This is a genomic window from Blattabacterium cuenoti, assembly GCF_014252115.1.
Classification (GTDB): domain Bacteria; phylum Bacteroidota; class Bacteroidia; order Flavobacteriales; family Blattabacteriaceae; genus Blattabacterium; species Blattabacterium cuenoti_AK.
In genome coordinates, this window is the sequence record NZ_CP059211.1 from 113641 (window position 1) to 133929 (window position 20289).

21 protein-coding genes, 2 tRNA genes and 1 other RNA gene are annotated in these 20289 nt (G+C 25.9%); 9 read left to right on the forward strand and 15 right to left on the reverse strand.

The window, feature by feature from the left end:
• Genes H0H44_RS00495 through fabD form a run of 3 tightly spaced genes read right to left on the reverse strand, consistent with a single transcriptional unit; the run spans position 1 to position 3128 of the window.
• Complete coding sequence (locus tag H0H44_RS00495; RefSeq protein ID WP_185871730.1) at positions 1 to 1251, reverse strand: citrate synthase; 1251 nt, start codon at positions 1249 to 1251, stop codon at positions 1 to 3.
• A 52-nt stretch (positions 1252 to 1303) separates the two neighbouring features.
• On the reverse strand, positions 1304 to 2251 hold the full coding sequence (locus H0H44_RS00500) for a GYDIA family GHMP kinase (RefSeq protein ID WP_185871731.1): 948 nt from the start codon (positions 2249 to 2251) through the stop codon (positions 1304 to 1306).
• 16 nt (positions 2252 to 2267) lie between these two features.
• Positions 2268 to 3128: an ACP S-malonyltransferase gene (fabD, locus tag H0H44_RS00505; RefSeq protein ID WP_185871732.1), complete on the reverse strand. Its 861-nt coding sequence runs from the start codon at positions 3126 to 3128 to the stop codon at positions 2268 to 2270.
• Positions 3129 to 3172: 44 nt separating this feature from the next.
• Here fabD and H0H44_RS00510 point away from each other — a divergent pair, with 44 nt between their 5' ends.
• On the forward strand, positions 3173 to 3943 hold the full coding sequence (locus H0H44_RS00510) for a TatD family hydrolase (protein ID WP_185871733.1): 771 nt from the start codon (positions 3173 to 3175) through the stop codon (positions 3941 to 3943).
• A 22-nt stretch (positions 3944 to 3965) separates the two neighbouring features.
• On the opposite strand, the gene fumC is transcribed toward H0H44_RS00510, so the two are convergent.
• A complete protein-coding gene (gene fumC, locus H0H44_RS00515; RefSeq protein WP_185871734.1) occupies positions 3966 to 5354 on the reverse strand; it encodes a class II fumarate hydratase in 1389 nt (462 codons plus the stop codon).
• 168 nt (positions 5355 to 5522) lie between these two features.
• Between fumC and H0H44_RS00520 the strand changes: the two genes are divergently transcribed.
• On the forward strand, positions 5523 to 5858 hold the full coding sequence (locus H0H44_RS00520; RefSeq protein ID WP_238786141.1) for an FtsB family cell division protein: 336 nt from the start codon (positions 5523 to 5525) through the stop codon (positions 5856 to 5858).
• Here the strand turns inward: H0H44_RS00520 and mnmG are convergent.
• Together mnmG and ybeY are read right to left on the reverse strand one after the other, a co-directional pair.
• Positions 5839 to 7713 carry a tRNA uridine-5-carboxymethylaminomethyl(34) synthesis enzyme MnmG gene (gene mnmG, locus H0H44_RS00525; RefSeq protein WP_185871735.1) on the reverse strand — a complete coding sequence of 625 codons (1875 nt, stop codon included), beginning with the start codon at positions 7711 to 7713 and terminating at the stop codon, positions 5839 to 5841. The two genes, H0H44_RS00520 and mnmG, sit on opposite strands and share 20 nt — an antisense overlap.
• Before the next feature lie 6 nt (positions 7714 to 7719).
• Positions 7720 to 8136, reverse strand: a complete 417-nt coding sequence (gene ybeY, locus H0H44_RS00530) for an rRNA maturation RNase YbeY (RefSeq protein WP_185871736.1) — start codon at positions 8134 to 8136, stop codon at positions 7720 to 7722.
• A gap of 44 nt (positions 8137 to 8180) precedes the next feature.
• Between ybeY and H0H44_RS00535 the strand changes: the two genes are divergently transcribed.
• Positions 8181 to 8909: a CDP-alcohol phosphatidyltransferase family protein gene (locus tag H0H44_RS00535; protein ID WP_238786142.1), complete on the forward strand. Its 729-nt coding sequence runs from the start codon at positions 8181 to 8183 to the stop codon at positions 8907 to 8909.
• Positions 8910 to 8913: 4 nt separating this feature from the next.
• Positions 8914 to 9687: a 3'-5' exonuclease gene (locus H0H44_RS00540; protein WP_185871737.1), complete on the forward strand. Its 774-nt coding sequence runs from the start codon at positions 8914 to 8916 to the stop codon at positions 9685 to 9687.
• Positions 9688 to 9708: 21 nt separating this feature from the next.
• On the opposite strand, the gene htpG is transcribed toward H0H44_RS00540, so the two are convergent.
• The 5 genes from htpG to rpmB all read right to left on the reverse strand — a co-directional run bounded on the left by htpG (position 9709) and on the right by rpmB (position 13155).
• The gene (htpG, locus tag H0H44_RS00545; protein ID WP_185871738.1) at positions 9709 to 11556 is read right to left on the reverse strand and encodes a molecular chaperone HtpG; all 1848 of its coding nucleotides are present in this window, start codon (positions 11554 to 11556) and stop codon (positions 9709 to 9711) included.
• A 73-nt stretch (positions 11557 to 11629) separates the two neighbouring features.
• Entirely contained in the window at positions 11630 to 12571 is a 942-nt protein-coding gene (gene ftsY / locus H0H44_RS00550) for a signal recognition particle-docking protein FtsY (RefSeq protein WP_185871739.1), read from the reverse strand.
• A gap of 6 nt (positions 12572 to 12577) precedes the next feature.
• The gene (locus H0H44_RS00555; protein ID WP_185871740.1) at positions 12578 to 12736 is read right to left on the reverse strand and encodes a DUF4295 family protein; all 159 of its coding nucleotides are present in this window, start codon (positions 12734 to 12736) and stop codon (positions 12578 to 12580) included.
• Positions 12737 to 12745: 9 nt separating this feature from the next.
• A complete protein-coding gene (gene rpmG / locus H0H44_RS00560; RefSeq protein ID WP_185871741.1) occupies positions 12746 to 12928 on the reverse strand; it encodes a 50S ribosomal protein L33 in 183 nt (60 codons plus the stop codon).
• Positions 12928 to 13155, reverse strand: coding sequence for a 50S ribosomal protein L28 (gene rpmB / locus H0H44_RS00565; RefSeq protein ID WP_185871742.1), 228 nt, complete (start codon positions 13153 to 13155; stop codon positions 12928 to 12930). Before rpmB ends, rpmG begins: the two co-directional genes overlap by 1 nt.
• A gap of 66 nt (positions 13156 to 13221) precedes the next feature.
• Here rpmB and H0H44_RS00570 point away from each other — a divergent pair, with 66 nt between their 5' ends.
• The 3 genes from H0H44_RS00570 (at position 13222) to H0H44_RS00580 (ending at position 14313) form a co-directional block, all read left to right on the forward strand.
• Positions 13222 to 13929: a YebC/PmpR family DNA-binding transcriptional regulator gene (locus tag H0H44_RS00570; RefSeq protein ID WP_185871743.1), complete on the forward strand. Its 708-nt coding sequence runs from the start codon at positions 13222 to 13224 to the stop codon at positions 13927 to 13929.
• Positions 13923 to 14218, forward strand: an RNA gene (gene rnpB / locus H0H44_RS00575) — RNase P RNA component class A. Before H0H44_RS00570 ends, rnpB begins: the two co-directional genes overlap by 7 nt.
• Before the next feature lie 10 nt (positions 14219 to 14228).
• A tRNA-Ser gene (locus H0H44_RS00580) sits at positions 14229 to 14313 on the forward strand.
• 9 nt (positions 14314 to 14322) lie between these two features.
• Here the strand turns inward: H0H44_RS00580 and H0H44_RS00585 are convergent.
• The 3 genes from H0H44_RS00585 to rho all read right to left on the reverse strand — a co-directional run bounded on the left by H0H44_RS00585 (position 14323) and on the right by rho (position 17221).
• Positions 14323 to 15486 carry a DNA recombination protein RmuC gene (locus H0H44_RS00585; RefSeq protein WP_185871744.1) on the reverse strand — a complete coding sequence of 388 codons (1164 nt, stop codon included), beginning with the start codon at positions 15484 to 15486 and terminating at the stop codon, positions 14323 to 14325.
• Between the two features lie 19 nt (positions 15487 to 15505).
• Positions 15506 to 15578: transfer RNA gene (locus tag H0H44_RS00590), tRNA-Met, on the reverse strand.
• A gap of 59 nt (positions 15579 to 15637) precedes the next feature.
• Entirely contained in the window at positions 15638 to 17221 is a 1584-nt protein-coding gene (rho, locus tag H0H44_RS00595) for a transcription termination factor Rho (protein WP_185871745.1), read from the reverse strand.
• A 198-nt stretch (positions 17222 to 17419) separates the two neighbouring features.
• Between rho and H0H44_RS00600 the strand changes: the two genes are divergently transcribed.
• Positions 17420 to 17791, forward strand: a complete 372-nt coding sequence (locus H0H44_RS00600; protein WP_185871746.1) for a DUF4293 family protein — start codon at positions 17420 to 17422, stop codon at positions 17789 to 17791.
• A 57-nt stretch (positions 17792 to 17848) separates the two neighbouring features.
• Entirely contained in the window at positions 17849 to 18931 is a 1083-nt protein-coding gene (gene prfA, locus H0H44_RS00605; RefSeq protein WP_185871747.1) for a peptide chain release factor 1, read from the forward strand.
• 19 nt (positions 18932 to 18950) lie between these two features.
• Here the strand turns inward: prfA and accC are convergent, their stop codons facing one another.
• Entirely contained in the window at positions 18951 to 20288 is a 1338-nt protein-coding gene (accC, locus tag H0H44_RS00610; protein ID WP_185871748.1) for an acetyl-CoA carboxylase biotin carboxylase subunit, read from the reverse strand.
• Position 20289 lies beyond the last annotated feature (1 nt).

Below are 20289 nucleotides of genomic sequence, written 5' to 3' on the forward strand. Positions count from 1 at the left end.
TTATTTTTTTATATTTCTTTTTTTATATCCTATATAAATTTGTCTAGGTCTTCCTATGGGTTCTCTATTTAATTTCATTTCTTTCCAATGAGCCATCCATCCTGGTAATCTACCTAATGCAAACATAACTGTAAACATATCTTTTGGAAACCCTATAGCTTGATAAATAATTCCGGAATAAAAATCAATATTAGGATAAAGTTTTTTTTCTACAAAATAAGAATCTTTAAGGGCATTTTCTTCAAGATTTTTTGCTAAATCTAATATCGGATCAGAGATACCCAATTGTTGAATAACATTTTCAGCTACTTTTTTAGCTATCTTAGCTCTAGGGTCAAAATTTTTATAAATTCTGTGTCCAAAACCCATAAGTCGAAATGGATCTTTTTTATTTTTTGCTTTTTCTATCCATTTATTTACATTTCCTCCATTTTTAAAAATGGTTTCTAACATTTCAATTACAGCTTGATTTGCTCCTCCATGCAACCTTCCCCAAAGAGCACTTATTCCTGCAGATATAGATGAAAATAAACCTGAATGAGCGGAACCTAATAAACGAACAGTAGTTGTGGAGCAATTTTGTTCATGATCAGCATGCAAAATTAAAATTTTATTCAAAGCATCCGATATGATTGGATTTTGTTCATAAGATTGATTAGGAATAGAAAAAAACATTTTTAACAAATTGGATATGTAATCAAGATTACGATCTGCATGAGAAGGAGGCACTCCAATTTTTTTTCTGTAAGTTAAAGCAGCTAAAATAGGTAATTTAGCTAATAGATGAAGATATAAATCTTCTTCTTGTAAACATTGTATAAATGCATCTAAAATATAAGTTAAAGAAGATAAAATTCCCATTGGATGATAGAAATTGGGGATATTATATAGTATTTTTTTTATATCTTTATGTATGTGATGAAATTTTTTTATTTTTTCAGAAAAAAAATTTAATTGTGCAGTATCAGGAAGTTCTCCATTTAAAATGAGATAACTTGTTTCTATAAATGAGCATTTATTAATAATATCTTCAATAGGATATCCTCTATATAAAAGTATTCCTTTTTCTCCGTCTATAAAACTAATAGAACTTTTGGTAATTCCCGTATTTTTAAATCCTGGATCAAATGTAATAAAACCTGTATTTTCCCTTAATTGAGAAATATTAATAGCTTTTTCACAAAAAGTTCCATAAATTACAGGAAGTTTATAATGATACTCATCGGTATTAAAATCCACGACATTGCACATAAGCAAAATATTTAAATATATATAATAATATAAATAAATAAAATGTAACTTTTTATGTTCTAAAAATCATTTCGTCAAATGAAATAAGAGTATCAAACCCTTTATTAGAAAAATAATCCTTCATTCCTTTTCTAGAACTAATTAGAACAAAATCCCCCCCCCAAGCACCTAAGCTTTTAACTATACCTAAATAATCTGGAAAATATATTTCTTTAATAGTAGGAAGTTTCAATATTTTTGATAAAATTTTTTCATGTTTTAATAACAATTCTTCAAATTCTTTTAATGTTTTACAAAAAAGAATTCTTTTAGTTATGGAAGATATAGATTCAATATTTTTATTCGAAATATTGGACACATTATATATATTAGAACGAAAATTTCGTATTTCATCACAAGTATTCTGTTTTTTATTAAGATGTAGAAAAAAAAGTTGATCCTTAAATGAAGGATTAAATTTTATGGGAATAATATGAGGTTTCTGATTCCAAAGTTTATAAACTATAGGTTTTGAAATTGAAACACAAGCTATGTCATATCCACTACCTGGAAAATTAGTTCCTAATAACATGTAAGGGTCTATTTTAGCCCATTTTGCTATATTGTTAATTAATGTTGAACTGCTACCTAATCCCCAATTTCTAGGAAATTCCAATTGTGTTTTAACATATATTCCTAATGAATTATGGAGAAAATTCTTTTTAATTTTTTGGGATATTAATAACAAATTTCTCAATTTAACAGCCGTATTTCTTTCTGTATCATAACAAATATCTAAAGACGGAAGTTTAAATATTCCTTCAAACCAAGGTTTATCATTGATTTCATCATAACTTTTCCAATGTAAAACAGGAGATAAATTATTTTCAAATATAGTTAGCGACTGTCCTTTAATTGTAGGTAGAGCTAATCCATAGGCTCCATATAGAATAAAATATTCTCCTGTTAACAACAATTTTCCATGACTATAAAAATTACGTCTGTGTCTATGTTGATGCATTATGGATTTATATTTTTTAGGAAGAATTTTTTGTAATTTTTTTAATTAAACCTTGCAAAATATTACCTGGACCTATCTCTGTAAATGAAACTGCTCCATCTTTCATCATATTTTTTATAGATTGTTTCCATTTTACTGGATAAGTCAATTGTTCTACAAGATTTCTTTTTATATCATAAGATTTTATGACAGGTAAAGCAGTTACGTTTTGATATATTGGATATTTAGAATCTTTAAAAGAAATTTTCTTTATGATTTTTTTAAATTTTTTTCTGGCTGGTTCCATGATAGGAGAATGAAAAGCTCCATGAACAGGAAGAGTAAATATTCTTTTAGCTCCTATTTTTTTTAGAAAAAAACAAACTCTTTTCAAAGCTGAAATTTCTCCAGAAATTACTAATTGTTCAGGGCAATTATAATTAGATGGAACTATAATACCATGATCTTTTTTACAAACTTCTTCTATAATAGAATCTTTTAAACCAAATACTACAGCCATACCTCCATGAGTTGTTTCACAAATATTTTGCATAATTGATGCTCTTTGATTCACTAGTTTTAATCCATCTTCAAAAGAAAATACACTAATTGCAGCTAAAGCAGAAAATTCACCAAGAGAATGTCCGGCTACCATATCAGGTTCAAAATTATCTAATATCTTTGCTTTTATAACTGAATATATATAAATTGCTAACTGTGTGTATTTAGTATTTTTCAAAGTGTTTATAGAACCTTCGAACATTACAGATGTAATTCGAAAACCTAAAACTTCGTCAGATAACTGAAATAATTTTTTCGCTAAATGAGAATTCTTGTATAAATTTTTTCCCATTCCTAAAAATTGGGATCCTTGACCAGGAAATAAATAAGCTTTCATATAAAAAATATTTTAATTTTAAAAAATTTAAGATTCATTATTAAATGAAAATTACTGATACCCATACTCATTTATACATGAAAGAATTTGATGAAGATATTCATCATGTTATACAAAAAGCCTTTCAAAAAGGAATTGATAGATTTTTACTTCCATCTATAGATAGCTCTACTATACCTAGTATATTAAAATTAGAGAAAAAATATCCTAATGTATGTTTTTCCATGATAGGACTACACCCTAATAAAGTTGATCCATATAGTTTAGAAAAAGAATTGAACCATATTAAAACGTGGTTATATAAAAGTAATTCCTTCATTTCTATAGGAGAAATTGGAATAGATCTACACTCAAATAAAAAATTTTTTGATGAACAAAAATATGCTTTTCAAACTCAAATACAATGGGCTAAAAAAAAGAAACTTCCTGTAGTTATACATTGCAGAAAAGCTTTTGATCAAATTTTCCATATTTTGTCAAAAGAAAAAGACTCTTCTCTTAAAGGTGTTTTTCATTGTTTTTCCGGAACCTTGGAACAAGCTAAAAAAATTATTGATTTTGGAATTCAATTAGGTATTGGTGGAATGATTACTTTTAAAAATAATCATATTGATAAATTTTTACATAAAATATCTTTGAATCATATAGTATTAGAAACTGATTCTCCTTATCTTTCTCCACATCCTTTTAGAGGAAAAAGAAATGAACCGGTAAATTTAAGAATAATTTTAAAAAAACTATCGGAAATTTATTCCATATCAGAAGAAAAAATCTCTGATATTATTCATTTTAATGTAGAAAAATTATTTTTTTGAAAATTTGAAATATATATATTATTCACACCATTTTAGATGGATTCACAAATTTTTCAAATTCGTCAACAGTCAAGTATCCTAATCTAATTGCTTCTTCTTTTAATGTAGTATTATTTTTATAAGCAAATTTTGCAATTTCTGCAGATTTTTCATATCCAATACAATTATTAAGCACTGTAACCAGCATTAAAGATTTATCCAAAAATTCTTTAATTCTACGATAATTGGGTTTTATACCCATTACACAATGGGAGGAAAAAGAATTACAAGAATCTGCAATAAGTTGAGAAGATTGTAAAAAATTGTATGCTATTAATGGTTTAGATACATTTAATTCAAAATTTCCTGAAGAACCCGCTATAGAAATAGCCATATCATTTCCCATAATTTGAGTACAGACCATCATAATAGACTCACATTGAGTAGGATTCACTTTTCCAGGCATTATAGAAGATCCGGGTTCGTTTTCAGGAATATAAATCTCTCCAATACCTGATCTTGGACCAGAAGATAAAAAACGAATGTCATTCGATATTTTAATTAAAGAAACGGCTATTTGTTTAAGAGCATTGTGTGATTCCACTATAGCATCATGAGATGCTATAGCCGCAAACTTATTTTTTGCTACTTTAAAAGGAAAACCAGTATATTTACATATGTATTCGGTTATCTTTATGTCATAACCTATAGGAGCATTTAATCCAGTTCCTACAGCCGTCCCACCTATAGCCAATTCAGAAAGATGATCTAAACTTTTTTTAAGAGCATTCAATCCATGATCTATCTGAGATACATATCCTGAAAATTCTTGTCCTAGAGTAATAGGAATAGCATCCATAAGATGAGTTCTTCCTATTTTAATAATATTTTGAAATAGTTTGGATTTTTCTTCCAAAACTTCTTTTAATTTTTTAATGGAAGGGATAGTTTTCTCTACTAATTTTTTATAAGAAGCAATATGCATTGCTGTAGAAAAGGTATCATTAGATGATTGAGACATGTTTACATCATCATTGGGATGAATATAAGATACTCGTGAATCTCCTAATTTTCCATCCATTAAAACATGAGCTCTATTAGAAATAACTTCATTAACATTCATATTGGTATGAGTTCCTGATCCTGTTTGCCATATCACTAAAGGAAATTGATCATCTAATTTTTCTTTTATAATCTCATCACAAACTGAAGATATTATATCTTTCTTTTTTTTAGATAAAAGACCTAATTCAAAATTAACATGAGCTGAAGCTTTTTTTAAAAAAGCAAATGCATAAATAATTTCTATTGGCATAGAAGCTTCCGGTCCAATTTTAAAATTATTTCTAGATCTTTCTGTTTGTGCTCCCCAATATTTATTAATAGGAACTTTCACATTACCTAATGTATCTTTTTCTATTCTATATGTCATTTTTTTATACGAAATTAATACGAAAAATTATATCTATGATTATCAAATTTATAGGATTTTTTCTTTTTTTACTTATAGCTATATCTGGTTTTTGGTGTGTATTTTTTTTGTCTTTCTTTAGTATTTACTGGATTATAAGTATATTACTAATTAATATTTATACAAAATATGGAAAAAGAAAAAAAGTATAAAATATTTAAAAATAAATACTTTTGGATTATTACTTTTTTTCTGATATGGATGTTTTTTTTTGATTCTAATTCTTTAATATTACATTATAAATTTAAAAAAAGTATACAGAAAATGATACACCATAGAAATTTTCTGATAAAAAAAATTTCATTAGAAGGGAATCAATTAAAAAAATTAACTCAAGATTCTAAATATCTTGAAAAAATAGCAAGAGAAAAATTCTACATGAAAAAAGAAGATGAAGATTTATTTGTTGTATCTAAGAATACAGGATACAAGAAAAAAAAAGAATCTAATGACCCATATAAATGAGTAAAATACTCAAGTCTGAAGGAGATATTCCGCTTATTCTTGAAGCTTGAGCTAGTGATATTGGACGATAATAGTCTAATTTCTCTCTGGCTTCTGAAGATAGGGATTGTAACGAATTATAATTAAAATTATCCGGGATTTTAAGATTTTCTAATCTTGATAACTTTTTTGCATTTTCTTTTTCTCTATTTATATAACCTTTATATTTTATTCGAATAGAAACTTGTTCCAATATTTCCTGTGAAAAATCATTTTTTTTGATTTCTTCCATCAAAAATGGAATAAATATAATATCTTGAATATCAATATTAGAACGAGCCAAAATAGATTCTATTTTCTTATTATGATATATTTTGGGAGATTTTTTAGCACATAATATAGGATTTATAGTTTTCGGATCAAAATTTTTATTTTGAAAAAAATACATGCATTTCTCTATTTTTGATTTTTTTTTATCCAAAAGTGTTATTTTTTCTTTTGAAATTAAACCTATATTGTATCCTATAGGCGTTAATCTTTCATCAGCATTATCTTGTCGTAACAACATTCTATATTCAGCTCTTGAAGTAAACATTCTGTATGGTTCTTTTGTTCCTTTTGTAACTAAATCATCTATTAAAACTCCAATATAAGCTTGATTTCTTTTTAAAATTAATGGTTCTTTTCCATTTATTTTCAAATGAACATTAATTCCTGCCATTAATCCTTGTGCTGCTGCTTCTTCATATCCAGTTGTTCCATTAATTTGTCCAGCAAAAAAAAGATTTTCTATAATTTTACTCTCTAAAGTAGCTTTTAACTGTTCTGGTGGAAAATAATCATATTCAATAGCATATCCAGGTTTTAATATTTTTATTTTTTCAAAACCTGGAATTTGTTTTAAAGATTTACATTGTATTTTTTCTGAAAAAGAAGTGGAAAAACCATTTATATATACTTCTGTTGTATTCCAACCTTCTGGTTCAATAAAAATTGTATGTTCATTTTTATCCGAAAATCGAAAAACTTTTTCTTCTATAGATGGACAATATCTAGGACTAATTCCTTTAATGGATCCTGTATATATTGGAGAATAAATGAAATTATGACGTATAAAATCATGTACTTTCTTATTAGTATAAGTTATATAACATTTTATTTGTTTTTCCAATTTTTTTGTCTTATAAAAAAAAGAAAATTTTCTTGGATCTATATCACCATTTTGAACGTTCATTTTTTCATAATTTAAAGAACGTCCGTCTACTCTTGGAGATGTTCCTGTCTTCATTCTTCCAAATTTAAATCCAAAATCTTTTGTTAATTGTTCCGTAATTCCCTTTACTTCTTTTTCTTCAATTCTTCCTCCATTAATTTCTATTTTTCCAATATGTATTTTTCCATTTAAAAATGTACCATTTGTAAGTATTACTGATTTTCCTTTAATTTTTAATCCAAAACAAGTTTTGACTCCTTCAACTTTATATTGTTTTACTAATAAAGATGTTACTGTATCTTGATATAAATCTAATTGAATTTTTTTTTCTAAAAAAAATTTCCAATAATAAGAAAATAATTTTCTATCACATTGAGCTCTAGGACTCCACATAGCAGGTCCCTTAGATTTGTTCAACATTCTAAATTGAATCGTACTATAGTCTGCGATTATTCCGGAGTACCCTCCTAAAGCATCTATTTCTCTTATTATTTGTCCTTTAGCAATTCCTCCTATAGCCGGATTACACGACATTTTTCCTATAGTTTGTAAGTTCGTAGTAACTAACAAAGTTTTAGACCCCATCTTAGAACAAGCGGCAGCAGCTTCAACGCCAGCATGTCCTCCTCCAACTACAATAACGTCATATATATCTAAAAACATATTTTTTCAAAGTTGAAATAAATTTAAATAAAACTCTTCTTTTTTTTTCATAATTGTTTTATCCATATGATTATGGTCATCATACCCTAGAAAATGTAATACAGCATGTATCATAACACGTTTTAATTCATATAAAAAAAATTGATTCCATTGTTTAGAATTATCATAAACACGATCAACACTAATGAATATATCTCCAGAAATATGCCTGTGAATAGAATAATTAAACGCTATGACATCTGTATAAAAATTTTTTCTTAGAAATTTTCTATTCATATTTAAAAGAAAATTATCATTACAAAAAATATAGTTAATATTTCCAATATGCATTCCTTCATTTTTTAATAAAAAACAAATTTCTTTAATAAAGAAAGATTTTTTTCTGATATGAAAATTAGAAATTTCATAAAATAATTTAATCATTATAGAATAATTTAATCATTATAAAATAATATTATTCTATATTTTTGGAACAATTCTGTTATTTACTTTATTATGTTTTGATAACACTAAAAATAATACCTAACATATTTACTTTATTAAATTTATTTTGTGGATGTATATCTATAATATTTTTGCAATCGAAAAATTTCAATTATTCTGCTATTTCCACTTTATTTTCAATATTTTTTGATTTTTTAGATGGTTTTTTTTCTAGATTAATCAAAAATGAAAATCTATTTGGAAAAGAATTAGATTCTCTGGCAGATATGGTTTCTTTTGGAATAGTTCCATCTATAACAATTTTTCTTTTGTTAGAAAAGAAAACACCGATTCCATTCATTGAATATTTATCTTTTTTTATTTCTATTATCTCTGCATACCGTTTAGCTAAATTCAACATTAGTACTCATTGTAAAAATGATATAGTAGGTTTAACAACGCCCGTAAACACCTTATTTTTTTCTTCTTTATCTATTATAATTGAAAATTATGATATTCCTAAAAATATATATCTTATTGCAATGTTATTTATGATATTTTTTTCTTGTTACCTTTTAATATCTAAAATTAAAATGTTTTCTTTTAATTTTAAAGGTCTTTCTTGGAAAAAGAATAAAATACGTTATATTTTTTTATTGATTAGTATATTTCTTTTATTAACTTTACATATGAAAGCTTTGCCGTGTATTATTATTTGTTATATAATAACTTCAATCTATTTTCATAGATTACAACAAAAAAATTCACATTAAAAACATGAAATTAAAACTTCATCGTCCTATTTGTTTTTTTGATATAGAAGCAACAGGAATCAATATAGGAAAAGACCGAATTATAGAAATATCTATATTAAAAATATTTCCTAATGAAAATAAAGAAGATAAAACTTGGTTAATTTACCCCGGAATACCTATTCCTCCACAATCAACTGCTATTCATGGAATTAAAGATGAAGATGTGAAAGGAAAACTTAAATTTAAAGATATAGCTTCTTCTATTTTCAAAATGATTGAAAATACAGATTTAGCAGGATATAATTCTAATAGGTTTGATATACCAATTTTAGCAGAAGAAATGCTTCGTGCAGGAATGTCCTTTGATATTAAAAAATATAAAACTATAGATGTTCAAGTAATTTTTCATAAAATGGAACCTAGAACCCTATCTGCTGCTTATAAATATTATTGTAATAAAGAACTAATGAAAGCTCATAGTTCTAAAGCTGATACATTTGCTACATACGAAATATTATTATCACAACTAGAAAAATATAATAACTTAAAAAAAGATGTCAAAAGCCTAAATCAATTCTCTCATCAAAAAAAAATAGCAGATCTTGCTGGATTTGTAAGAATAGATGAAGAAGGAAATGAAATATTCAATTTTGGAAAATACAAAGGAGAGAAAGTTTTTGAAATCTTTGAAAAAGATCCCAATTATTACGGATGGATACAAAATTCAGATTTTCCATTATATACAAAAAAAATATTAACAGGAATTAAATTAAAAAAATTTAATAAACAAAAATAAATACCTAAATTTATTCTTTATTTATTCTTTAATAAGATTTTTTAATCTTTCTGATACAAAATCCGTGAGATTTTTTCCATATAGTAAATTTTTAGATAAAAGAGTTAAATTTAAAGCTTCTTGGATAATTCTTTTTCTTTTTTCTTCTAATGTTTCTTTTAATATTTTCTTCATCAAAATATGATTTGTATTTACTATTAATTGATAATATTTTTCTTTTATGTCTTTTCCTATAACGGAATTCATTTCTTTTATTCTTCTTATGAATTCTGGAATAACAATTAAAAAAGGATTTTCTTTTGCGGATAAATCTTCTAATTGTATGGAAAATTCTAAATTTTCCATTATATTGATGTGATCTTTAATAAGATTTTTTAAATCTTTTTTTTCATTTTCAGAAAGTTCTGAATTTGTGTTTTTTTTATCAAAATCAATTAACTTATCAATATGATCTGAATCTACTCGTACAAAACAAATATCTTGATAGGATAATTCCAATTTTTGTATTAAATGAACTGAAAGTGGACTGTCTAAAATTAAAACTTCATAGGATCTATTTTTTGCTTCTTTTATATAACTATATTGTTTATACTGATCTGAGGAATAAAGAAAAACAATTTTTCCTTCCTTATTTTTTTGAGTTGTTTTAATTTTTTCTTTAAACTCTTCTAGAGTAAAATAATTTTTATTTACAGTACAAAAAATAAAAAATTTAATTGCTTTTTCAAAGAAATTTTGTGTACTAATCATTCCATATTCTACTATAATTTTGATATTTTCCCATTTTTTTTGAAAATCCTCTCTATTTTTTAGATACATAGAGTTTAGTCTATCAGCTACTTTTCTTGTTATATATCTAGATATATTTTTAACAGTTGTATCAGATTGCAAATGGGAACGTGATACATTAAGAGGGATATCTGGAGAATCTATAACCCCTTTTAACAAGCTAAGAAAATCCGGAACAATTCCTTCTAAGTTATCCGTAATATAAACCTGATTTTGATACAAATGAATTTTATCCTTTTGGATGTCTATTCTTTTTTCTACTTTAGGGAAAAATAAAATTCCTGTTAAATGAAAAGGATGATCTATATTCAAATGCACCCAAAATAAAGGATCTTCTAATTGATTTGGATAAAGTTCATGATAAAAATCTAAATAATTTTTATCGTCTAATTGAATCGGATTTTTTTTCCAAGCAGGATTAATATTATTGACAATAATTTCTTTATCTTCTTTTGATCCTTTTGAAGATAAAAAAATTTTCACGGGCATAAATTTACAGTATTTTTTCAATAATTTTAAAATACGATCATACTCTAAAAATTCACTATTTTCTTTATTAAGAAATAAAATAACTTCTGTACCTCTTTCTCTTTTCTCAATTTCTTTCATGGTGAAATTTGGATCTCCTTCGCAAGACCAAAACATAGATAACTCATTTTTTCTATAAGACTGAGTCAGTATCATAACTTTATTTGCGACCATAAAAGAAGAATAAAAACCTAATCCAAAATGTCCAATAATATTAGAAGGATCGGTTAAATTTTTATATTTTTTAACAAATTCTTCAGCTCCAGAAAAAGCTATTTGATTAATGTATTCATCTATTTCTTTTTTCGTCATTCCTACTCCATTATCAATAATATGAAGAGTATTATTTATTTTATCTATAATAATTTTAATTTTAAAATCATCAACAACATCATATAAGTTTTCTAACTTCATCAAAGTTTTTAATTTTATAATAGCATCTACAGCATTAGAAATTAGTTCACGTAAAAAAACTTCTTGATCTGAATAAAGAAATTTCTTAATAATGGGAAAAATATTATCTGAAGTAACACTTATTTTATTATTCTTCATAAGAATACTGAATTTAATTTAAATTATAAAGCAATAATTATACCGTTTTTAAAAAATGGCAGTTTATCTGTATTCAAAAAAAAGAATCAATAAATTTTTTTCCATCAAAAATTTTTAAATCTTGTATTTTTTCTCCTATACCTAAGTATTGTATAGGAATTTTAAATTGATCCATGATTCCTATAACTACTCCTCCTTTAGCTGTTCCTTCTAGTTTTGTTAGAATGATGGAAGAAATTTTAACAAAAAAGGTGAACTTTTTTACTTGTTCAAAAGCATTTTGACCAATTGTTGCGTCTAAAATAAGTATAATCTCGTGAGGAGATTCAGATATTATTTTTTTCATGACTCTACTTATTCTAGAAAGCTCTTTCATAAGATTAACCCGATTTTGTAATCTACCAGCAGTATCAATCAATACTACGTCTTTTTTCTTTAATTTTGCAAATTGTAAAGTATCATACGCTACAGATGCTGGATCTGCATGTGCATTATGTTGTTTTACTATAGGAACATCAGCTTTATTTGCCCATATTTCAAGTTGATCAATAGCTGCAGCTCTAAATGTATCTGCTGCTCCTATAACAACATGAAATCCTTTTTTTTTTAGGAAAAAAGCCAATTTACCAATTGTTGTTGTTTTTCCAACACCATTAACTCCTACTACCATAATAACATATGGTCTTTTATTATTTTTTTTTATTTTTGTTTCTAAACAAATATTTTTAACATTTATAAAAAGATTTTCAATTTCTTCTTTAAGAAAACTATAAATGTTTTGTGAATTTATATATTTTTCTTTCTGAATTCTTTTTTCTAAACTGTTTATAATTTTTATAGTAGTTTTCGTTCCTATATCTGCAGATAATAATATCTCTTCTATATGATCAATAATAGCGTTAATATCTATTCTTGATTTTTTTAAAAAAAGATTTTTTATTTTAGAAAAAAAGGATACTCTAGTTTTTTCTAATTCAGAATCGAATATTTTATTTTCTTTTTTTTTAAAAAACATTATAAATCATTTTTTAAAGAAAATCTTCATTTCTTCTGATGAAGAAACCATTTTATTTTCAAAGGTATAACTTCCAGATTTTTTAGATTTAACTATTTTAACAGCCAAAATCATTTTTTTTTTTGAAATCTTTTTTTTTTGTTTATCAACTTCCTTTTTAGACATAACTATTAATTATTTGATTTCTTTATGAATTGTATATTTCCTTAATATTGGATTATATTTCTTAAGTTCAATTCTATTTGGAGTATTTTTTTTATTTTTTGTCGTGACATATCTAGAACAACCAGAAATTCCAATTTTTCTTTGTTCAACACATTCTAATATAACTTGTATCCTATTTCCTTTTTTTCCCATTAATATTTATATTTAAAACGTTTTAAAACTTTTTCTATACCAATTTTATTGATAAGTTTTACAATAGAAGTGCAAACCTTTAAAGTAATCCACTTTTTTTCTTTTATTAAAAAAAAACGTTTTTTACACAAATTAATGTTAAAACGACGTTTTTTTTTATTATTTGCATGAGAAACTTTGTTCCCTATCATTGCTTTTTTTCCTGTCAATTCACAAATTTTTGACATAATAATTTTTTTTTATAAATTCATAAATATAAATATATAAAAATAATTATACAGATATTTTCACTCATGTCAGGACATAGCAAATGGTCAAATATACAACATAGAAAATCCAATCAAGATGTTAAAAAATCTAAAAAATTTTCTAAAATAATTAAAGAAATTTACATAGTTGTAAAAGAATTAGGAACAAATAATTCCCGTTTTAGAAACGTAATTTTAAACGCAAAATCACTCAATATTCCTAAAAATACTATAGAAAAAGCTATAAAAAAAGCTTTACAAACTAAAACAGATAATTACAAAAATTTAAATTTGGAAGGATTAATTCACGGAATCAGTATAATTATAGAATGTTTGACAGATAATTGTATTCGAACAACTTCTAATATAAGAACGTTTTTTAATAAAAATGGAGGAAGATTATGCCATAATGGTGAATTAATTCATCTGTTTCATAGAACAGGTTTTTTCTATATAAAAAAAAAAGATATTCCTTATTCAATGGAAGATTTTGAACTTATGACAATAGACTTTGGCGCCAAAAATTTTACAAAAAATTATGATATGATTTATCTGTCTACAGACTTTGAATATTTTGGATCCATGAAAAACAATTTAGAAAAGGTGAAAATACCTCATGAATATAAACTTGAACGTATACCTAAAGAAGGTATATATCTTTCAGAAGAAAAAAAAAATCAAGTTTTAAACTTGATTGAAAAGCTTAATTGTAATGATGATATTAAAAATATTTATTCAAATTTAAAAAAGTAAAACGTCCTATCGCATTTTAAAAAAAAATGAGGAAAGTCCGGGCACCGTAGAGCAACACAATGGGTAACTCCCATCCATCGTGAGATGAGGAATAGTGCAACAGAAAGGATGTACAGATTTATTTGCTGTAGTGAAATCATGTAAACTCTGTGTGGTGAAATGCCATGTATACCGGATAAACTAGCTCGGTTTAAACTGGGGGGTAGGCAGATTGAGATCATGGGAGACCTAGATCCTAGATAAATGATAGGTATAAAAACAGAATCCGGCTTATAGTTTTACTTTTTTTTGTTTGGAGAGGAGAGATGGCCGAGAGGATTAAGGCGCACGTCTGGAAAGCGTGTTCACCAAAAAGTGTCAAGGGTTCGAATCCCTTTCTCTCCGCTTTTTATTTTAAAAATTTTCTATATCTTTTAATTTTTTTTCGATCAAATTAGTTCTAACACCTAACAATCGATCTATATCCTTGGAAGCCCCTTGTAATTTATCTTGAGCCTGATGAAGTAATAATCCAAATTTTGTAAATTCTTGTTTTACCGTTTCCAACGTTTTCCACACTTCAGAACTTCTTTTTTGAATAGCTAAAGTCCTGAACCCAATTTGTAAACTATTTAATACAGCAGCTAATGTAGACGGTCCTGCTATTACTGTTTTATATTTTCTTAATAATTCTTCTAATAAACTAGAATTTCTTACAATCTCAGCGTATATTCCTTCAAAAGGTAAAAAAAGAATAGCAAAATCGGTGGTATACGGAGGGTCTATATATTTATCTTGAATATCTTTAGACATTTTTTTAAGCACAGATTCCATATTTTTTATAGCTATTCTTATATTTTTTTCTTCTCCATTATGATAAGCTGTTTGTACTTTTTCATAAGTTTCCTTTGGAAATTTAACATCAATAGGCAACCATATAATGCTTCCGTTTTCCGATCCTGGAAGTTTAATTGCAAATTCTACAACAAAATTTGTGCTAGGTTTTGTTACAACATTGGTTTCATATTGTTCTGGAGATAAAATTTGTTGTAAAAGCATAGAAAGTTGCATTTCGCTAAAACTTCCACATATTTTTACATGATTTAAGGTTCTTTTTAAGGAACTTACATCGCGAGCCAAAATTTTCATTTCCCCTAAACCTTCTTGTAAAAAGAGTAATTGATTTCCAATTATTTCGAATGATTTTCCTAAATGAATATTTAAAGAAGACTGAAGCTTATCATTAACATTCTCCTTTATACTATCAAGTTTTTTTTCAATATTTTGAATAAATTTTTCCTGTGAAATATGAATAGAATTTAACTTTTGATTTTGATTATCAAGATAAAATTGAACTTTTTTATCAATAATATTCTGAGAAAAGTTTACAGCTTCTGTTAAGCTATCTTTCATTTTAATTAAGGAATCAGAAATTTCACTTCTACTATATTTAGAAAATTTCTGGATTTCGTTTTGTTGATCTTTAAATTCTTTTCTAAAAAATGATTCTAGTTTTCTAAAAAAATATATACAAACAAAAAAAACAAAAAAATTGAAAAGTATAAATGAATAATACATTCAAATTATGAAGAAAAAATAGCGGGAATAGGACTCGAACCTATGACCTTCGGGTTATGAGCCCGACGAGCTACCAACTGCTCCATCCCGCGATTAATTATTTCGTGAATATAATATTTTTCATCTAAAAAATCAAATATGGAGAATTTATTTATCCATTCATAGACATCAAAAATTCATCATTATTTCTAGTTCTAGATATTCTAGATCTTAAAAATTCCATAGCTTCCACTGGATTCATATCAGAAAGGTGTTTTCGCAAAATCCACATTCTTTGTAATGTGTTTTGGTCAAGTAAAAGATCGTCTTTTCTAGTGCTAGAAGAAACAAGATCGATAGCAGGATAAATTCGTTTATTAGCTATTTTTCTATCTAATTGAAGTTCTTTATTTCCTGTTCCCTTAAATTCTTCAAAGATAACTTCGTCCATTTTTGATCCTGTATCAATCATAGCTGTAGCAATTATGGATAAAGATCCTCCGTTTTCTATGTTTCGAGCCGCTCCAAAAAATCTTTTAGGTCTGTGTAATGCGTTAGCATCCACACCTCCTGATAGAACTTTTCCAGATGCAGGGGCAACAGTATTATAAGCACGTGCTAAACGTGTAATAGAATCCAATAATATAATCACATCATGTGAACATTCTACCATTCTTTTTGCTTTTTGTAAAACAATGTTAGCAACTTTAACATGTCGATCTGCTGGCTCATCAAAAGTGGATGCGATAACTTCTCCTTTTACATTTCTCTGCATATCTGTTACTTCTTCTGGTCGTTCATCGATCAGTAATATAATTAAATACACCTCAGGATGATTTGCTGCAATAGCATTAGCTATTTCTTTTAATAAAGTTGTTTTTCCTGTTTTAGGGGGAGCAACTATCATTCCTCTCTGTCCTTTTCCTATAGGAGTGAAAAGATCAACAATTCTTGTAGAAAGTGTTGCATTTTTTCCAGCCAATTTAAATTTTTCATTGGGAAATAATGGAGTCAAATGCTCAAAAGAATCTCTCTCTCTAACGAGAGAAGGGTTTTTTCCATTAATTTCAAGAATTTTAATTAAAGGAAAATATTTCTCTCCATTTTTTGGAGGACGAACTTCTCCTCTTATTGTATCTCCCGTTTTCATTCCGAAAAGTCTAATTTGAGATTGAGATACATAAATATCATCAGGAGATGATAAATAATTAAAATCCGAAGATCTTAAAAATCCATAATTTTCTGGCATAATTTCTAATACCCCTTCACTTATTATTATTCCTTCAAACTCATATTCAGGAGTACGATATTTATTAGAAGAAATTTTTTGTGATCCAACTTCTCCGCGAGATATTAATGTATTTTGAACTTCAAATTTATTATTTCTATTGCTTTTTTTCCAATTAGAAAAATTTTGATGTTTTTTTTGAAATTTAGTGGGTTCTTTTGAAAATTTAGAATTAGAAATTTTTAGATGTTCTTGAGAAGAAAAATTTTTTTTATTTTTTTTTTCTATGCTTTTTTTTTCTAAAAATGAACTTTTAGATTCAGTATTTTTTTTCATTTTAAATCCTTTTTCTAAAGGATTTTCTCTTTTTGAAGAAACAGAAATGTTTTTATTATTATTGAAAATGGAAATAATCTTTTCTAGTAGCTCGTTTTTTCGTAATTGTGTACATTTTTTCAATCCAGACGAACGAGCAATTTCCTGTAACTCAAAAAGTTTTTTACTTTTTAATTCAGTAATATCAAACATAAAATGATTGGGTTTTTATATATGTATATGTTTGGTAAATAGTAATTACTTCTTCGTGTTAAGTAAGAAAATTACTAATTACTTATGTAAATGAAAAATAACTTAGATTAGAGATGAAAAATACAAATAATATACAATTATACAGAAAATTAATTTGAACTTTTGAGAAATTACAAAAATAATTTAAATTTTTAATTTATGTTATATAGAATACAAACATTATATTTGCTTATCTCTATTTTTATTTATTCTGTTCTCATATACTTTTTTAATTTTTATTTAAAAAAAACAAATTTAATTTGTTTAATTACAATTGTATGTATATGTTTATTTCTATCTATTTTAAGTTTTTTTCTTTTTAAGAAGAGAAAATTTCAAATTTTTATTAATAAAATTAATATCCTTTCTAATATTATTTATATACTCATCCTTTTTTACACTCAGTTAAATAAATACTTATTAATTATATTCTTTTTTTTTATATTACTATGTATATATATTTTATATCTAACTAATAAAGCTATCAAAGGAGATATAGAATTAATTGATTCTATAAATCGAATACGTTGATAAATAATCAATAAAATGTATGTTATTAATTTCAATAATTATTATTTTTTACGAACAATGAAAAAAACTTCATTAATTCAAAAATTAGAAGTTTCTAAAAAAGAATTTCATGAAATTTCACAATTAGTCACACAACCCTATATTATATCTGACAAAAAACAATACAAAACATTGTTAAAAAAATACACAAAATTAGAGAAAATAACATCACTTTATGAAGAATATAATAAAAAATTATCTTTTGTTAAAGAAATAAATTCCATTTTGGAAAATGATTCAGATATAGAAATGAAAGAATTTGTTACAATAGAAAGACATAAAACTTTAGAAAGTTTATCTTTTCTTGAAAAAGAATTGTATAACCTTCTCTTTTTTTCAAAAGAAGAAGAGTCTATAAAAGAAGATCATAGGAATTCTGCTATTTTAGAACTCCGTTCCGGAACAGGAGGAGATGAAGCGTGTCTTTTTGTTGAAGATATGTTAAGAATGTATACAATGTATTTTAAAAAATCAGGTTGGAAATATCAAATTATACATGCACAAAAAGGAGGAATAAAAGGATATAAAGAGATTATTTTAGATATAAATGGAGAAAAAGGAGTTTATGGAAATTTAAAATTTGAATCTGGAGTACATAGAGTACAAAGAATTCCAAAAACAGAATCTCAAGGAAGAGTTCATACATCTGCCATAACTGTTGCAGTTTTTCCTAAAGTAAAAGATATAGAAGTAAATATTAATTTATCTGATATAAAAAAGGATACTTTTAGATCAAGTGGATCTGGAGGACAACACGTAAATAAAACAGAATCTGCTGTAAGATTGACTCATATTCCGAGTAAAATTACAGTAGAATGTCAAGAAGAACGTTCTCAACATAAAAATTTTGAAAAAGCAATAAGCGTTTTGCGTTCACGCATTTATCAACATGAAAAAGAAAAAAGATTAAAAAAAATATCTATGAAAAGAAAATCTTTAGTCTCTACCGGAGATCGTTCCGTAAAAATTCGTACCTATAATTATCCCAAAAATAGAATTACGGATCACAGAATTCATAAATCTACTTATGATCTTGTAGGATTTATGAATGGTAATATTCAAGGAATGATTGATCTATTAAAATCATTTGAAAAAAAATAATATTTCATTTTTTTACTTCTTACTTTAAATCATCTAAAAAATTTATATTATAATCTCCTTTTAAAAAATTATTATCCTGCATAAGTTTTTTGTGAAAAGAAAGAGTTGTATGTATTCCTTCTATCACAAATTCATCTAAAGAACGACGCATTTTTTCAATAGTTTCTTTTCTACTTTTTGCTGTGGTAATAATTTTAGCAATCATAGAATCATAATAATGTGGAATTGAATATCCTGTATAAATATGTGTATCAATACGTACCCCTTTTCCCCCAGGAAAATGGATTTGAGTTATTTTTCCAGGAACAGGACGAAAATTTTGATATGGTTCTTCAGCATTAATCCTACATTCTATTGAATACATTTTGGGATAGAAATTCTTTTTTTTATTAAGTTTTTTTCCATAAGCTAAAAATATTTGTTCTTGAATGAGATCTAACCCTGTTATTTCTTCGGTGATAGTATGTTCTACTTGTATTCTAGGATTCATTTCCATAAAATAAAAATTCTTGTTTGGATCTACTAAAAATTCTATAGTTCCAACACCTTCATAATGAATATATTCAACAGCTTTTACAGCTTTTTCCCCCATCTCTCTTCTAAGAGATGGGGTTAAAAATGGAGAAGGTGCTTCTTCTACTAATTTTTGATTTCTTCTTTGAATGGAACAATCTCTTTCTGATAAATGACAAGCTTTTCCATATTTATCTGCTATAATTTGAATTTCTATATGTCTCGGATTTAGGACTAATTTTTCTATATACATATCCTTTTTTCTAAAACAAGACCAAGCTTCTTTTTTAGCTTCTTCCCAAGAGTCTTTTAAATAATTTTTATCCAAAACAGACCGTATTCCTTTTCCTCCACCCCCAGAAGCCGCCTTTATAATAATCGGATATCCTATCTTCTCTGCAATTTCTTCTATTTCTTTATAAGATGATTCTACAAAACAATCAGATCCAGGTAAACAAGAAATTCCAACTTTTTTCATAGTTTTTTTTGCCAAAATTTTATTACCTATTTGAATCATATGCCTGGGTTGAGCTCCAATAAATTTTATCCCGTGTTTTTGGCAAATAGAAGAAAAATATGCATTTTCAGATAAAAATCCATATCCAGGATGAATTGCATCTGCATTTGTTATTTCTGCTGCAGAAATTAAATTTGGAATATTTAAATAAGATTGATATGAAGGAGGAGGACCAATACATACAGCTTCATCTGCAAAATAAACATGGAGACTATGTTTATCTGCTGTAGAATAAACAGCTACAGTTTTAATTCCCATTTCTTTAGCCGTTCGTATGATTCGTAAAGCAATTTCTCCACGATTAGCTATTAATATCTTTTTGAACATA

Bases quoted from the DNA above. Each gene is read 5' to 3' on its own strand.
- H0H44_RS00495 (WP_185871730.1), bottom strand. From the start codon at position 1,251: ATGTGCAATGTCGTGGATTTTAATACCGATGAGTATCATTATAAACTT.
- H0H44_RS00500 (WP_185871731.1), bottom strand. From the start codon at position 2,251: ATGCATCAACATAGACACAGACGTAATTTTTATAGTCATGGAAAATTG.
- fabD (WP_185871732.1), bottom strand. From the start codon at position 3,128: ATGAAAGCTTATTTATTTCCTGGTCAAGGATCCCAATTTTTAGGAATG.
- H0H44_RS00510 (WP_185871733.1), top strand. From the start codon at position 3,173: ATGAAAATTACTGATACCCATACTCATTTATACATGAAAGAATTTGAT.
- fumC (WP_185871734.1), bottom strand. From the start codon at position 5,354: ATGACATATAGAATAGAAAAAGATACATTAGGTAATGTGAAAGTTCCT.
- H0H44_RS00520 (WP_238786141.1), top strand. From the start codon at position 5,523: ATGGAAAAAGAAAAAAAGTATAAAATATTTAAAAATAAATACTTTTGG.
- mnmG (WP_185871735.1), bottom strand. From the start codon at position 7,713: ATGTTTTTAGATATATATGACGTTATTGTAGTTGGAGGAGGACATGCT.
- ybeY (WP_185871736.1), bottom strand. From the start codon at position 8,136: ATGATTAAATTATTTTATGAAATTTCTAATTTTCATATCAGAAAAAAA.
- H0H44_RS00540 (WP_185871737.1), top strand. From the start codon at position 8,914: ATGAAATTAAAACTTCATCGTCCTATTTGTTTTTTTGATATAGAAGCA.
- htpG (WP_185871738.1), bottom strand. From the start codon at position 11,556: ATGAAGAATAATAAAATAAGTGTTACTTCAGATAATATTTTTCCCATT.
- ftsY (WP_185871739.1), bottom strand. From the start codon at position 12,571: ATGTTTTTTAAAAAAAAAGAAAATAAAATATTCGATTCTGAATTAGAA.
- H0H44_RS00555 (WP_185871740.1), bottom strand. From the start codon at position 12,736: ATGTCTAAAAAGGAAGTTGATAAACAAAAAAAAAAGATTTCAAAAAAA.
- rpmG (WP_185871741.1), bottom strand. From the start codon at position 12,928: ATGGGAAAAAAAGGAAATAGGATACAAGTTATATTAGAATGTGTTGAA.
- rpmB (WP_185871742.1), bottom strand. From the start codon at position 13,155: ATGTCAAAAATTTGTGAATTGACAGGAAAAAAAGCAATGATAGGGAAC.
- H0H44_RS00570 (WP_185871743.1), top strand. From the start codon at position 13,222: ATGTCAGGACATAGCAAATGGTCAAATATACAACATAGAAAATCCAAT.
- H0H44_RS00585 (WP_185871744.1), bottom strand. From the start codon at position 15,486: ATGTATTATTCATTTATACTTTTCAATTTTTTTGTTTTTTTTGTTTGT.
- rho (WP_185871745.1), bottom strand. From the start codon at position 17,221: ATGTTTGATATTACTGAATTAAAAAGTAAAAAACTTTTTGAGTTACAG.
- H0H44_RS00600 (WP_185871746.1), top strand. From the start codon at position 17,420: ATGTTATATAGAATACAAACATTATATTTGCTTATCTCTATTTTTATT.
- prfA (WP_185871747.1), top strand. From the start codon at position 17,849: ATGAAAAAAACTTCATTAATTCAAAAATTAGAAGTTTCTAAAAAAGAA.
- accC (WP_185871748.1), bottom strand. From the start codon at position 20,288: ATGTTCAAAAAGATATTAATAGCTAATCGTGGAGAAATTGCTTTACGA.